Source organism: Pseudomonas onubensis, from assembly GCF_965653655.1.
Taxonomy (GTDB): Bacteria; Pseudomonadota; Gammaproteobacteria; order Pseudomonadales; family Pseudomonadaceae; genus Aquipseudomonas.
The window spans coordinates 1-12,463 of record NZ_CBFHAZ010000142.1; the positions used below are offsets into that span (position 1 = coordinate 1).

The 12,463-nt window shown below is 61.2% G+C and carries 13 protein-coding genes; 8 read left to right on the forward strand and 5 right to left on the reverse strand.

Annotation, left to right across the window (positions count from 1 at the left end):
* Positions 1–73 precede the first annotated feature (73 nt).
* The 4 genes from ACTD9P_RS27630 to ACTD9P_RS27645 form a co-directional block, all read right to left on the reverse strand.
* Positions 74–1,069 (reverse strand): hydrolase, encoded by a 996-nt coding sequence (locus ACTD9P_RS27630; protein WP_438870137.1) that lies wholly within the window; start codon positions 1,067–1,069, stop codon positions 74–76.
* Between the two features lie 190 nt (positions 1,070–1,259).
* Positions 1,260–1,877 carry a 16S rRNA (guanine(966)-N(2))-methyltransferase RsmD gene (gene rsmD / locus ACTD9P_RS27635; protein WP_438870138.1) on the reverse strand — a complete coding sequence of 206 codons (618 nt, stop codon included), beginning with the start codon at positions 1,875–1,877 and terminating at the stop codon, positions 1,260–1,262.
* Entirely contained in the window at positions 1,877–3,367 is a 1,491-nt protein-coding gene (locus tag ACTD9P_RS27640) for a M16 family metallopeptidase (RefSeq protein ID WP_438870139.1), read from the reverse strand. The genes rsmD and ACTD9P_RS27640 overlap by 1 nt, the downstream gene beginning before the upstream one ends.
* Entirely contained in the window at positions 3,360–4,715 is a 1,356-nt protein-coding gene (locus ACTD9P_RS27645; RefSeq protein WP_438870140.1) for a M16 family metallopeptidase, read from the reverse strand. Before ACTD9P_RS27645 ends, ACTD9P_RS27640 begins: the two co-directional genes overlap by 8 nt.
* 338 nt (positions 4,716–5,053) lie before the next feature.
* Between ACTD9P_RS27645 and ftsY the strand changes: the two genes are divergently transcribed.
* The 4 genes from ftsY (at position 5,054) to rpoH (ending at position 9,131) form a co-directional block, all read left to right on the forward strand.
* Positions 5,054–6,460 carry a signal recognition particle-docking protein FtsY gene (gene ftsY, locus ACTD9P_RS27650; RefSeq protein WP_438870141.1) on the forward strand — a complete coding sequence of 469 codons (1,407 nt, stop codon included), beginning with the start codon at positions 5,054–5,056 and terminating at the stop codon, positions 6,458–6,460.
* Positions 6,457–7,128, forward strand: a complete 672-nt coding sequence (ftsE, locus tag ACTD9P_RS27655; RefSeq protein ID WP_003213784.1) for a cell division ATP-binding protein FtsE — start codon at positions 6,457–6,459, stop codon at positions 7,126–7,128. The genes ftsY and ftsE overlap by 4 nt, the downstream gene beginning before the upstream one ends.
* Entirely contained in the window at positions 7,125–8,147 is a 1,023-nt protein-coding gene (ftsX, locus tag ACTD9P_RS27660; RefSeq protein ID WP_017139466.1) for a permease-like cell division protein FtsX, read from the forward strand. Before ftsE ends, ftsX begins: the two co-directional genes overlap by 4 nt.
* 129 nt (positions 8,148–8,276) lie before the next feature.
* Complete coding sequence (gene rpoH, locus ACTD9P_RS27665) at positions 8,277–9,131, forward strand: RNA polymerase sigma factor RpoH (RefSeq protein ID WP_017139465.1); 855 nt, start codon at positions 8,277–8,279, stop codon at positions 9,129–9,131.
* A gap of 137 nt (positions 9,132–9,268) precedes the next feature.
* Here the strand turns inward: rpoH and mtgA are convergent, their stop codons facing one another.
* Positions 9,269–9,991, reverse strand: a complete 723-nt coding sequence (gene mtgA, locus ACTD9P_RS27670) for a monofunctional biosynthetic peptidoglycan transglycosylase (protein ID WP_438870142.1) — start codon at positions 9,989–9,991, stop codon at positions 9,269–9,271.
* A 74-nt stretch (positions 9,992–10,065) separates the two neighbouring features.
* Between mtgA and ACTD9P_RS27675 the strand changes: the two genes are divergently transcribed.
* The 4 genes from ACTD9P_RS27675 to trmB all read left to right on the forward strand — a co-directional run bounded on the left by ACTD9P_RS27675 (position 10,066) and on the right by trmB (position 12,310).
* Positions 10,066–10,443, forward strand: coding sequence for a DUF423 domain-containing protein (locus ACTD9P_RS27675; protein WP_438870143.1), 378 nt, complete (start codon positions 10,066–10,068; stop codon positions 10,441–10,443).
* Between the two features lie 71 nt (positions 10,444–10,514).
* Entirely contained in the window at positions 10,515–10,715 is a 201-nt protein-coding gene (thiS, locus tag ACTD9P_RS27680) for a sulfur carrier protein ThiS (RefSeq protein WP_438870144.1), read from the forward strand.
* Positions 10,716–10,780: 65 nt separating this feature from the next.
* On the forward strand, positions 10,781–11,575 hold the full coding sequence (locus ACTD9P_RS27685; RefSeq protein ID WP_017139461.1) for a thiazole synthase: 795 nt from the start codon (positions 10,781–10,783) through the stop codon (positions 11,573–11,575).
* A 9-nt stretch (positions 11,576–11,584) separates the two neighbouring features.
* Positions 11,585–12,310, forward strand: coding sequence for a tRNA (guanosine(46)-N7)-methyltransferase TrmB (gene trmB / locus ACTD9P_RS27690; RefSeq protein ID WP_138813458.1), 726 nt, complete (start codon positions 11,585–11,587; stop codon positions 12,308–12,310).
* The last annotated feature ends 153 nt before the right edge of the window (positions 12,311–12,463 follow it).

The following is a 12,463-nucleotide window of genomic DNA, read 5'->3' on the forward strand; positions in this document are numbered from 1 at the left end:
CGAATGCGGAGTGTCAGTCGATAGATTTGTGACTGATACACCGCATTCGCGAGCAAGCCCGCTCCCACATTGTTTAACCGTGTTGTGTCAGTAGCCACTCTGGAATACGGCGTTCAAGATAGTAACTGGGGCGCTTGAGCGTCCCATCGACAAACCCCACATGCCCACCTTTTGCCAGCAACTCAAACTCGGTGCAATCCGACAGTTCACTGGCCTGCGGCAAGCTGTGGGCGAACACAAACGGGTCATCGGCGGCCTGGATAATCAGGGTTGGCGTGCGGATTTCACCCAGGTAGTAACGGCTCGATGCGCGGCGGTAATAGTCCTCGGCACTGAGGAACCCGTGCAGCGGCGCAGTCACCCGGCCGTCGAAGTCCCAGAATGTACGCATCTTCTCCAGTGAGCCCAGGGCTTCCAGGGTTTGCAGCCCTTCGGCCCGGCCATCCTGTACAAAGCGGCTTTGCTTGACGCGGATATACGCCAACATCTCGCGCATAAAATGCTTTTGATACACCCGCGAAAAGCCCAGCCCGATGCGATCGGCGCACTGGTCCAGTCGAAACGGCACCGACACCGCCGCAGCGCCTTGCAGCCCGGACGTTTCACCGGTTTCACCCAGGTGCTTGAGCAACACGTTGCCGCCCAACGAATAACCCACCGCGTACAGCGGCGCCAAGGGTCGCTTGGCGTGCAGATGGGCAATCGCCGCCGCCAGGTCTTCGCTGGCACCCGAGTGATAGCTGCGTGCCAACAGGTTTGGCTCGCCCGAGCAACCGCGCCAATTCAAGGCGGCGCTGGCCCAGCCTTGGGCGGCGAGGGCCTTTTGCAGCCCGGCCACATAAGGTGAGTTGGACGAACCGGTCAGCCCGTGCAGCACCAGCACCAATGGCGCTTGCGCGTCATGGGGGCCATGCCAATCGAGGTCGAGAAAGTCTCCGTCGTCCAGCCACAGGCGTTCGCGTTGGCGTTCGATGTGGGTGGTGGGGCGCCACAGCGGCCCCCACAAGGTTTGCAAGTGAGGGTTGCCGAGGCCGAAGGCGGGTTTGAACAGTTCAGAGGACGGGATCATGTAGCTCTCGGTAGCAAGCGAACTCACTGTGGCAGGCGAGCTTATCGTGGCGAGCAGGCTTGCCCTGCGTTGGGCTGCGAAGCGGCCCCAATAAAGTCGCCGCATTCTATTTGTCAGATCGCGGTGCCTGTAAAAGGGGCCGCTCCGCAGCCCAGCGCGAGCTTGCTCCCTCGCCACAGATGAAACCGGATCAGTCGGTAGGTTCGACCAACCGGTGCCACAACGCGTAATACACCCGACCGGACTTCTGCTCCCGGTGCAGGCGCCAGCTGCCCGGCAGGCCGAGGGTAGACGGCGCGGTCTCGCTTTCAGTGTAGATCCACGCGTCGGGTGCCAGCCACTGACGTTCTTCCAGCAAGGCGCACACCGTCGGCAACAGGTTCTGGTTGAATGGCGGGTCGAGGAACACCACGTCGTATTCGCTGGCCGCCTGGGTTTCCAGGTAGCGCAGCGCATCGGCGGTCTGCACCTGGCCGGTGGTGCAGCGCAGTGTGCCCAGGTGTTCCTTGAGGCTGGACACCGCGACATTGCTGGCATCCAGCGCCTGGCCCTGGGCCGCGCCTCGGGACAGCGCCTCCAGGAACAGCGCGCCACTGCCGGCGAACGGGTCCATTACCTTGGCGCCGCCGATATACGGCGCGAGCCAGTTGAACAGGGTTTCACGCACGCGGTCCGGCGTTGGGCGCAGGCCCACGACGTCGGGGAAACTCAGCTTGCGGCTGCCCCATTCACCGCCAATGATGCGCAGTTGGCCCACACCGTTATGCACGTTGTGGACAGGTTTTTTCGGGCGAGATGAACTGGCCATTAATGCTCCGGAACCCCGAGCGGCTGCTCGGCGGGTTTATCAGTGGGGGGCGGTAGTGGCTTTTGCGCAATCGTCGGGCCGGCGGTCACGATGACCATCTTGTCGGCGCTCAAGTGTTTATTCATTGCAGCCTTGACCTGTTCTACGGTCAGGGCCTGGGATTGTTTCATGAAATCCTCAAGATAGCTCAGCGGCAGGTTATAGAAACCCATGGCGCCCAGTTGCCCTACGATATCCGCGTTGCTCGCGGTAGAAAGCGGGAAGCTGCCGGCCAGCTCGCGCTTGGCGTCGTCCAGTTCCTTTTGCGTCGGGCCGGTCTTGAGGTAGTCGGCCAATACGTCTTCAACCAGGCGCAGGGTGCTGCCGCTCATTTCGGCGCGGGTTTGCAGGTTGATCATGAACGGGCCACGCACCTGCATCGGCGAGAAGCCGGAGTAAACGCCGTAGGTCAGGCCGCGTTTTTCACGCACTTCGCTCATCAAGCGGGTGCCGAAACCGCCGCCGCCGAGGATCTGGTTGCCCAGGGACAAGGCGGCGTAGTCCGGGTCGGCACGGTCGATGCCCAGTTGTGCGAACAGCAAATGGGTTTGCTTGGACGGGAACTCGATATGGCTCAGGCCAGCTTTCGGCTCGGTCGGCTGGGCGATCTTGGCCAGGGCCGGGCCTTTTGGCAGCGATGCGGAGACCTTGGCCGTCATGGCTTCAGCTTCGGCGCGATTCAGGTCGCCCACCACGGCAATCACTGCGTTGCCCGCCGCATAAGCTTTTGCGTGGAACGCCTGCAGCTGCGCCAGGGTAATCGCCGGAATGCTCTCGGGTGTGCCTTCGCTCGGGTGGGCGTAAGGGTGGTCGCCGTACAAACGCTTAAACAGCTCAAGGCTGGCCAGCTTGCCCGGGTTCTGCTTCTGGTACTCAAAACCGGCCAGAATCTGGTTCTTGATGCGCGCCAGGGAGTCGGCCGGGAAAGTCGGCTTGCCAATCACTTGGTCAAACAGCGCCAGGGCCGCGTCGCGCTTGTCGCTGTCGCTCAGGCTGCGCAGGGACACCAACGCCATGTCGCGAAAAGCGCCGTTGCCGAAGTCCGCGCCCAGGCCTTCAAAGCCGCTGGCGATCTGGCTGACATCCTTGCCCGGTATGCCTTCGTTGAGCATGGCGTTGGTCAGCAACGCAACGCCTGGGGTGTTGCCGTCCTGGCTGCTGCCGGCGGCGAACAGGATGCGCATGTCGAACATCGGCAGTTCGTGGGCCTCGACGAACAGCACCTTGGCGCCCTCGGCGGTGGTCCAGGTTTGCACGTCGAGCTTGCGGTTGGTCGGCGCCTTGCCGTCCAGTTCCGCCAAAGATTGCAGTTTGTTGGCCGATTGCGCCTTGTCCAGCGCCTGGCTGGCCACGGACTCACTAGGGCGCAGGAAGTACACGGCGCCGGCGGCGATCAGGGTGACCACAACCAGGCCGGGGAAGATCAGGCGGCTGCTTTTGCGGTTACTCATGAGCGGTCTCCTCAGGCAAAACATGGGCGACGCTCAAACGTTCGCGGGTGAAGTAGGTGCGTGCGGCTTTCTGGATATCTTCCGGGGTCACGCTTTGCAGGTCGGCAAGCTCGGTGTCCATGAGTTTCCACGACAGGCCAACGGTTTCCAGCGAGCCGATGGCCGTGGCCTGGCTGGTGATGGAATCACGTTGGTAAACCACGCCGGCAATCACTTGGGCGCGGATACGCTCCAGTTCTTCGGTGGTCGGCGGCTTGGCCTTCAACTCGTCGAGCAAACGCCACAAACCGGCTTCAGCCTGGGCAATGGTCTTTTTCTTCTGTTGGTTCGGCGTGGCGCTCAATGTGAACAGGCTGTCACCACGGGTATAGGCGTCGTAGCTGGTGGAGGCGCCTGAGACCAGCTCTTCACCGCGCTCCAGTTGCTCCGAGATACGTGCGCTGTAGCCGCCATCCAGCAGGGCCGACAGCAGGCGCAGGGCTTGCACCGAGCGCTTGTCTTCGGCGGTCGCGAGGCCCGGCACGTTGAAACCGAGGATCACGCTCGGCAGTTGGGTCTGCACGTGCATGGTCAGCAGGCGCTCGCCAGGCTCGGCCAGTTCCAGCGGAATCTTGGCGGGTGGCACGTCGCGCTTGGGGATTGGGCCGAAGTAACGTTCGGCGAGTTTCTTGACCTCATCCGGCGTTACGTCGCCGACCACCACCAGCGTGGCGTTGTTCGGTACGTACCAGGACTGGTACCAGTGGCGCAGCTCTTCAACCTTCATGCGCTCAAGGTCGGCCATCCAGCCGATGGTCGGCGTGTGGTAGCCGCTGGCCGGGTAGGCCATCGCCTTGAAGCGCTCGTAGGCCTTGGACATCGGGTTGTCGTCGGTGCGCAGGCGGCGTTCTTCCTTGATCACCTCGATTTCGCGGCTGAACTCATCGGCCGGCAGGCGCAGGCTGGCCATGCGGTCGGCTTCCAGTTCGAAAGCGACGCCCAGGCGGTCACGCGCCAGTACCTGGTAATACGCGGTGTAGTCGTCGCTGGTGAAGGCGTTTTCTTCGGCGCCCAGGTCGCGCAGGATCAGCGAGGCTTCGCCGGGACCTACCTTGGCGCTGCCCTTGAACATCATGTGTTCCAGGGCGTGGGACAAACCGGTCTGGCCCGGGGTTTCGTAGCTCGAACCGACCTTGTACCAGACCTGGGAAACCACCACCGGCGCGCGATGGTCTTCGCGCACGACCACTTTAAGGCCGTTATCGAGGGTGAATTCATGGGTGGGTTGTGGGTCGGCAGCCAAGGCTGAAAGAGGCAGACAAACTGTGCTGAGCAGCAGGCCTGCGGCGCGGCGGGCTAGAGCAATCATTCGTGTTTTAACCTGTTGGGCTACCCGCTTGGTCTTAGCGTCGGCGGGCGAGGAGGTGCTAGGATACTGATCCGATTCAGGGGCGGCCACTGCGGCGGTCATATCGTTCCGGATCGAGTCGTAGGAATGTAGGAGTTGGCGCTGGGTTTCCCCGACGATCTTCTACTTTTCGCCGATTTTGTCGCTTCAGTCCTTTATTGAAACGATTTGTTGAGGCCTTTATTTACGCCTTACAAAATGTTGCGCATGAACAAGCGAGCGTTAAAGCAGTCTGTTCTGCATCGAATTTATTTACCGAGGCGCCCTGGCGCATCGCTACTTTGAGATAGCCGTCCTCCATGTTTGGTTCCAACGACGACAAGAAGAGCCCAGCTGCGGCTGGCGAGAAAAAAGGCCTGTTCGGATGGCTGCGCAAAAAGCCGCAGGAAACCGTCGTCGAACAGCCGCAGGTTCAGCCTGAGCCGATTCCAGAACCCGTGATAGACGCTGAGCCGCCCGCGCCGGTGGTGTTGCCGATGGCCGAGCCGGTGTTGCAACCGGTGGTTGAGCCTGAACCCGAGCACAAACCGTGGTTGGAACTGCCGGTGGCTGAAGAGCCTGTGGCACTGGTTGAAGATGTACAGGCTGAGCACGTCACGCCGCCGATTCCTGTGGTTGTTGAGCCGGTTGCAGTGGTCGTCGAAGCGCCTGCGCCCGTCACCGTTGAGCCAGAGCCAGAGCCAGAGCCAGAGCCAGTTCCTGTTGTCGTTGCCGCTCCCGCCATTATCGAGCCGCCGGTCGCCCCGGAGCCTGTTGTGGCTGCCGCTGAAACCAGCAAAACCGGGTTCTTCGCCCGCCTCAAGCAAGGCCTGAGCAAAACCAGCGCCAGCATCGGCGAAGGCATGGCCAGCCTGTTCCTGGGCAAGAAGGTCATTGATGACGAACTGCTGGAAGACATCGAAACCCGCCTGCTCACCGCCGATGTGGGCGTTGAAGCCACTGCCGTGATCATCCAGAGCCTGACCCAGAAGGTTGCGCGCAAGCAGCTGACTGACGCCGATGCGCTCTACAAGTCCTTGCAGGCCGAACTGGCTGCGATGCTTAAACCTGTAGAAGCCCCGCTGGTGATCACGCCGAACAAGCCGTTCGTGATTCTGGTGGTCGGCGTCAATGGTGCCGGCAAAACCACCACCATCGGCAAGCTCGCCAAGAAGCTGCAATCGGAAGGCAAGAAAGTCATGCTCGCCGCCGGCGACACCTTCCGCGCCGCTGCCGTGGAGCAGCTGCAGGTCTGGGGTGAGCGCAACAAGATCCCGGTGATCGCCCAGCACACTGGCGCCGATTCCGCCTCGGTGATCTTCGATGCGGTGCAAGCTGCCAAGGCCCGTAACATCGACGTGTTGATCGCCGACACCGCCGGTCGCCTGCACACCAAAGACAACCTGATGGAAGAGCTGAAGAAAGTGCGCCGCGTAATTGGCAAGCTCGACGCCGACGCCCCGCACGAAGTGCTGCTGGTGCTCGACGCCGGCACTGGCCAGAACGCCATCAGCCAGGCCAAACAATTCAACCAGACGGTGCAACTGACCGGCCTGGCATTGACTAAGCTCGACGGCACGGCCAAAGGCGGTGTGATCTTCGCCCTGGCTAAACAGTTCGGGTTGCCGATTCGTTATATCGGTGTCGGTGAAGGCATCGACGACCTGCGCACCTTTGAAGCCGAACCCTTTGTACAGGCACTTTTCGCCGAGCGGGAGCGTTCATGATTCGATTCGAACAGGTCGGTAAACGCTACGCCAACGGGCATGTGGGCTTGCATGAGCTGAGCTTTCGAGTACGGCGTGGCGAGTTTTTGTTTGTGACCGGCCACTCGGGCGCCGGTAAAAGTACGCTGCTGCGGCTGTTGCTGGCGATGGAGCGCCCGACCACCGGCAAACTGCTGCTGGCCGGCCAGGATCTGGCCACTATCAGCAATGCACAGATTCCGTTCCTGCGCCGCCAGATCGGCGTGGTGTTCCAGAACCACCAGTTGCTGTTTGATCGCACGGTGTTCAACAACATTGCTCTGCCGTTGCAGATTCTCGGTCTGTCCAAGGCTGAAATCGTCAAGCGCGTGGATTCGGCTCTGGAGCGCGTAGCGCTGTCGGACAAGACCGACCTGTACCCAGGCGACCTGTCCACCGGCCAACAACAGCGCGTCGGCATCGCCCGCGCCATCGTCCACCGCCCGGCCTTGCTGCTGGCGGACGAACCTACGGGTAACCTCGACCCACGTCTGGCGGCGGAGATCATGGGCGTGTTCGAAGACATCAACCGCCTGGGCACCAGCGTATTGATTGCCAGTCACGACCTGGCCCTGATCGCTCGCATGCGCCACCGTATGCTGACCCTGCAACGCGGCCGCCTGATCGGTGACGGGGAGGCTGGCGTATGAGTGCCACTCGCAGCCCCAAGGTTTCCGAACGTGTGGCGCCAAAAGCGGCCGACCCGCAACCGCCGAAGAAAAAACGCGACGAAGATGATGGCCCGGATTTCGCCACGCTGCTGCGCGCCTGGATCGAAAGCCATCGCGCCAGTTTGGTCGACAGCCTGCGCCGCCTGGGCAAGCAGCCGATCGGCAGCTTTTTCACCTGCCTGGTAATGGCTGTGGCATTGAGCCTGCCGATGGGCTTGTCGCTGCTGCTTAATAATGTGGAGCGCCTGGGCGGTTCCTGGCAGCGCGCGGCGCAGATTTCGCTGTACCTGGACCTCGACACCAGTGCCAAAGACGGCGAGAACCTGCGCGACGACATCAAGAACCTGCCGGGCGTGGCGGATGCCGAATACATCAGCCGCGATCAGGCGCTTGAAGAGTTCCAGCAGCAATCGGGCCTGGGTGAGGCGCTCAAAGAGCTGCCGCAGAACCCGCTGCCGGGCGTGGTGCTGGTGACGCCGAACGAAGTCGACAAGCCGGCGCTTGAGGCCCTGCGACAAAAACTCGCAGAGATGCCGAAGGTGCAACAGGCACAACTTGATCTAGTCTGGGTAGAGCGCCTGGCGGCCATCCTCAAGCTGGGCGACCGCTTTGTGTTCGGTCTCACGGTGTTGTTGGTGTCTGCATTACTTTTGGTGATAGGTAATACCATTCGTCTTCATATTGAAAACCGTCGCACCGAGATAGAAGTGATTAAACTGGTCGGCGGCACAGACAGCTATGTGCGTAGGCCTTTTCTGTACATGGGCGCGCTTTATGGCTTTGGTGCCGGGATTTTGTCTTGGGGCGTGCTGGCTTTTGGCTTGAACTGGCTGAACGACGCGGTAGTCGGGCTGGCCGGCTTGTACGGCAGTGATTTTGCCTTGGCCGGCGTGCCGGTCGCCGACGGTCTGAGTCTCTTGCTTGGCGCCGTCTTGTTGGGGTATATCGGTGCTTGGATTGCGGTCGCTCGTCATTTACGTGAGCTGGCACCGAAGTAGTTAATGTCAGATTAATGTGGTTTCGTTTGTATTGACCGTATTGGTGGTTTAGGGAACTTGTCCTACGGTTCCCGGTCAATTTTCGCAGTGCTGAACTGCACGAGTTATGTGAGTCGGAGGTTTTTTCGTATGACCACTTCTTTGCAACCTGCTTATGCTCTGGTCCCAGGTGCAAACCTGGAAGCCTATGTGCACACGGTCAACAGCATTCCGTTGCTGACGCCCGAGCAGGAGCGTGAACTGGCCGAGAGTCTCTACTATGAGCAGGATTTGGGGGCGGCTCGGCAGATGGTGCTCGCCCACCTGCGTTTTGTCGTACATATCGCCCGTAGCTATAGCGGCTACGGCCTGGCCCAGGCTGATCTGATCCAGGAAGGCAACGTCGGCCTGATGAAGGCTGTAAAGCGCTTCAACCCTGAAATGGGCGTGCGTCTGGTGTCGTTTGCTGTGCACTGGATCAAGGCGGAAATCCACGAGTTCATCCTGCGCAACTGGCGCATCGTGAAAGTCGCGACCACCAAGGCCCAGCGCAAGCTGTTCTTCAACCTGCGCAGCCAGAAAAAACGCCTGGCGTGGCTGAACAACGAGGAAGTCCACCGCGTGGCCGAAAGCCTCGGCGTGGAGCCGCGTGAAGTGCGCGAGATGGAAAGTCGCCTGACCGGCCATGACATGGCATTCGACCCGGCCGCTGAAGCGGACGACGACAGCGCCTTCCAATCGCCAGCCAACTACCTGGAAGACCACCGGTACGACCCGGCGCGTCAATTGGAAGACGCCGACTGGAGCGACAACTCCAACCAGAACCTGCACGAAGCGCTGGAAGTGCTGGACGACCGCAGCCGTGACATCCTCTATCAGCGCTGGTTGGCTGAAGAAAAAGCCACGCTGCACGACCTGGCGCAGAAGTACAACGTGTCGGCCGAGCGGATTCGTCAGCTTGAGAAAAGCGCGATGAACAAGCTGAAGTTGTCGATCGCCGCTTAAAACGCCGGTATCGAAAACAGCACGATCGAATGTGGGAGCGGGCTTGCTCGCGAAAGCGGAGTGTCAGTCACTGTAGATATTGACTGAACCACCGCATTCGCGAGCAAGCCCGCTCCCACATTTGTTTTTGTGTTGTGTCAGTCAGCCCACGGTGCCTTTCGGGAGTTATTCAACTCCACCAAGTAACCATCCCCACCCAACTGGCTCATCTGCTGCCGAATCCACGCCGCCCGTCGCGTCACATACGCCGTCGGATGGCTGGCACTCCACACCCGTGGATTAGGCAAAACCGCCGCCAGATAGCTGGCCTGCTGACGGGACAGCGCCTTGGCACTCACGCCAAAGTGATGCCGTGCGGCTGCCTCTGCGCCAAACACGCCTTCATCCCACTCCACGCTATTGAGGTACACCTCAAGAATCCGCTGCTTGGGCCACAACACCTCGGTCAGCGCGGTAAACCAGGCTTCCAGGCCTTTGCGCAGATAACTGCGGCCGGTCCACAAAAACAGGTTCTTCGACACTTGCTGGCTCAAGGTGCTGGCGCCGCGAATCGAACCGCCGCGCTCGTTATGCAGCAGCGCCGCCTGGATCGCGCCGAAATCAAAACCCCAGTGCTGCGGGAAACGCTGGTCTTCACCGGCCATTACCGCCACTTTCAGTTCGTCGGATATCTCGTCCCACGGCACCCAAGTGCGTTGCAGGTCAATCGGCTCGCCGTCGACCCAGGATTCGATCTTGCGCTCCACCATCAGCGCAGTGAACGGCGGCGGCACCACACGAAACAGCAGCACCAGCAGCACACTGCCGATGGCAAACCATTTAAGGACGTTGAGAAAGCGCTTGAAGAGGAGACGCAGCATAGAGATGGCTTGGCCGAACCCGTTGAGCGGGCCATTATACAGACCCTGCCCATCGAGTCTGACTGGAGTTCCTCATGCTGCGTAGCTTTCTGATGCTGGCCGCCTTTTTCGGCTTTACCGGCGTCGCCCTCGGCGCCTTTGCCGCCCATGGCCTGAAAAACCGTCTGAGCGCCGAGTACCTGACGATCTTCCACACCGGCGTCACCTACCAGTTGGTGCACGCCCTGGCGCTGTTCGGCGTGGCATTGCTGGCCGCGCATATTCCTGGCCGACTAGTCAACTGGGCGGGCATCTCCTTTACCGTCGGTATCCTGCTGTTCTCGGGCAGTCTGTATGCGCTGACCCTGACCGGCATCAGCAAGCTCGGCATCATCACGCCGTTTGGGGGGCTTGCCTTCTTGCTCGGCTGGTTCTTCCTCGGTTTGACTGCGTGGCGTCTACAGGTCGCCTGACCAAGGGACTTGGGTCAGCCGCGCTGATCGGGCTAGAATGCTGGCCCCTAAAAACGATGGCGGCCCGTGGCATGCGCATTCAGTTGAACGGCGAACCCCTTGAACTGCCCGACGGTGAAACCGTCGCGGCCCTGCTGACCCGTCTGGACCTGACCGGACGCCGAGTCGCAGTGGAGCTCAACATGGATATCGTCCCGCGTAGCCAGCATGCCGACACCGCGCTCACCGAAGGTGATCAGGTGGAAGTGGTCCACGCCATCGGCGGCGGCTAGCCGCCCGGCGCTCGAGGGCGCCAACCCGCATTCTGCAGAACCTCACCCCACTTCGAGGATTTCCCATGAGCATCGTTCGTAGCGACAAGCCCTTCGTCCTGGCCGGTCGTACCTACCAGTCCCGCCTGCTGGTCGGCACCGGCAAGTACCGCGACATGGAAGAAACCCGTCTGGCCATCGAAGCCTCGGGTGCCGAGATCGTGACCTTTGCCGTGCGCCGCACCAACCTCGGCCAGATCGAAGGCGAGCCGAACCTGCTCGAAGTGTTGTCGCCGGATCGCTACACCTTCCTGCCGAACACTGCCGGTTGCTACGACGCCATCGAAGCCGTGCGCACCTGCCGCCTGGCCCGTGAGCTGCTCGACGGCCACAACCTGGTGAAGCTGGAAGTGCTGGCCGACCAGAAAACCCTGTTCCCCAACGTGATCGAAACCCTCAAGGCCGCCGAAACCCTGGTCAAGGAAGGCTTCGACGTGATGGTCTACACCAGTGATGACCCGATCATCGCGCGCCAATTGGCCGAAATCGGCTGCATCGCCGTGATGCCGTTGGCCGGGCTGATTGGTTCCGGTTTGGGCATCTGCAACCCCTACAACCTGCAAATCATCCTCGAAGAAGCCAGAATTCCGGTGCTGGTGGATGCGGGCGTGGGCACTGCCTCCGACGCCACCATCGCCATGGAGCTGGGGTGTGACGCGGTGCTGATGAACTCGGCCATCGCCCATGCCCAGCAGCCGGTCATGATGGCCCAAGCCATGCAACACGCAATCGTCGCGGGCCGCCTGGCGTACCTCGCCGGTCGCATGCCGAAAAAACTGTACGCCAGCGCCTCCTCGCCGCTGGATGGTCTGATCAAGTAAGAGCCATTGATGACTGAATCAAACGAAACGCCGAACACCGTGGAAGAAGGCGACGAGTCCAAGCACCGCCGCATCAAGAGTTTTGTGATGCGCGCCGGCCGCATGACCGAAGGCCAGCAAAAGGGCCTGGAGCAAGGTACGCCGCTGTTCGTGTTGCCACTGGCCGACGCGCCGGTGGACTACGACCAGGTGTTCGGCCGTTCGGCCCCGCGTTCCCTGGAAATCGGTTTCGGCATGGGCCACTCGCTGCTGGAAATGGCCGCCGCCGCGCCGGACCAGGACTTTATCGGTGTGGAAGTGCACCGCCCAGGTGTCGGCGCGCTGCTTAACGGCGTACTCACCCAAGGCCTGACCAACCTGCGCGTGTACGACTGCGACGCGATTGAAGTGCTCAACCGCTGCATCGCCGACAACAGCCTCGACCGCCTGATGCTGTTCTTCCCGGACCCTTGGCACAAATCGCGTCACCACAAGCGCCGCATCGTCCAGGCTTCCTTCGCGGAACTGGTGCGCAGCAAGCTCAAGGTCGGCGGCATCCTGCACATGGCCACCGACTGGGAACCGTATGCGGAATACATGCTGGAAGTGATGGACGTAGCGCCTGGCTACCGCAACCTGGCCGAAGACGGCAAATGCGTGCCACGCCCGGCTGAGCGCCCGATCACCAAGTTCGAACGCCGCGGTGAGCGTCTGGGGCATGGGGTTTGGGATTTGAAGTTCGAGAAGCTGGACTAACAGTCCCAGGCTCGGAATACGGTCAAAAATGTGGGAGGCCCCGCCACCTCTTCGATGTAGCGCTGTCGCGCATCAAACTGGTTCATCGTAAGGTTGAAGAACGCGGGCGGGGCAAAGGCCGTAACCAGCACTGGTGTGCCAGCACCCGAGTGG

Excerpts from the sequence above, each read along its gene's own strand:
- ACTD9P_RS27630 (WP_438870137.1), bottom strand. The coding sequence starts at position 1,069 with ATGATCCCGTCCTCTGAACTGTTCAAACCCGCCTTCGGCCTCGGCAAC.
- rsmD (WP_438870138.1), bottom strand. The coding sequence starts at position 1,877 with ATGGCCAGTTCATCTCGCCCGAAAAAACCTGTCCACAACGTGCATAAC.
- ACTD9P_RS27640 (WP_438870139.1), bottom strand. The coding sequence starts at position 3,367 with ATGAGTAACCGCAAAAGCAGCCGCCTGATCTTCCCCGGCCTGGTTGTG.
- ACTD9P_RS27645 (WP_438870140.1), bottom strand. The coding sequence starts at position 4,715 with ATGATTGCTCTAGCCCGCCGCGCCGCAGGCCTGCTGCTCAGCACAGTT.
- ftsY (WP_438870141.1), top strand. The coding sequence starts at position 5,054 with ATGTTTGGTTCCAACGACGACAAGAAGAGCCCAGCTGCGGCTGGCGAG.
- ftsE (WP_003213784.1), top strand. The coding sequence starts at position 6,457 with ATGATTCGATTCGAACAGGTCGGTAAACGCTACGCCAACGGGCATGTG.
- ftsX (WP_017139466.1), top strand. The coding sequence starts at position 7,125 with ATGAGTGCCACTCGCAGCCCCAAGGTTTCCGAACGTGTGGCGCCAAAA.
- rpoH (WP_017139465.1), top strand. The coding sequence starts at position 8,277 with ATGACCACTTCTTTGCAACCTGCTTATGCTCTGGTCCCAGGTGCAAAC.
- mtgA (WP_438870142.1), bottom strand. The coding sequence starts at position 9,991 with ATGCTGCGTCTCCTCTTCAAGCGCTTTCTCAACGTCCTTAAATGGTTT.
- ACTD9P_RS27675 (WP_438870143.1), top strand. The coding sequence starts at position 10,066 with ATGCTGCGTAGCTTTCTGATGCTGGCCGCCTTTTTCGGCTTTACCGGC.
- thiS (WP_438870144.1), top strand. The coding sequence starts at position 10,515 with ATGCGCATTCAGTTGAACGGCGAACCCCTTGAACTGCCCGACGGTGAA.
- ACTD9P_RS27685 (WP_017139461.1), top strand. The coding sequence starts at position 10,781 with ATGAGCATCGTTCGTAGCGACAAGCCCTTCGTCCTGGCCGGTCGTACC.
- trmB (WP_138813458.1), top strand. The coding sequence starts at position 11,585 with ATGACTGAATCAAACGAAACGCCGAACACCGTGGAAGAAGGCGACGAG.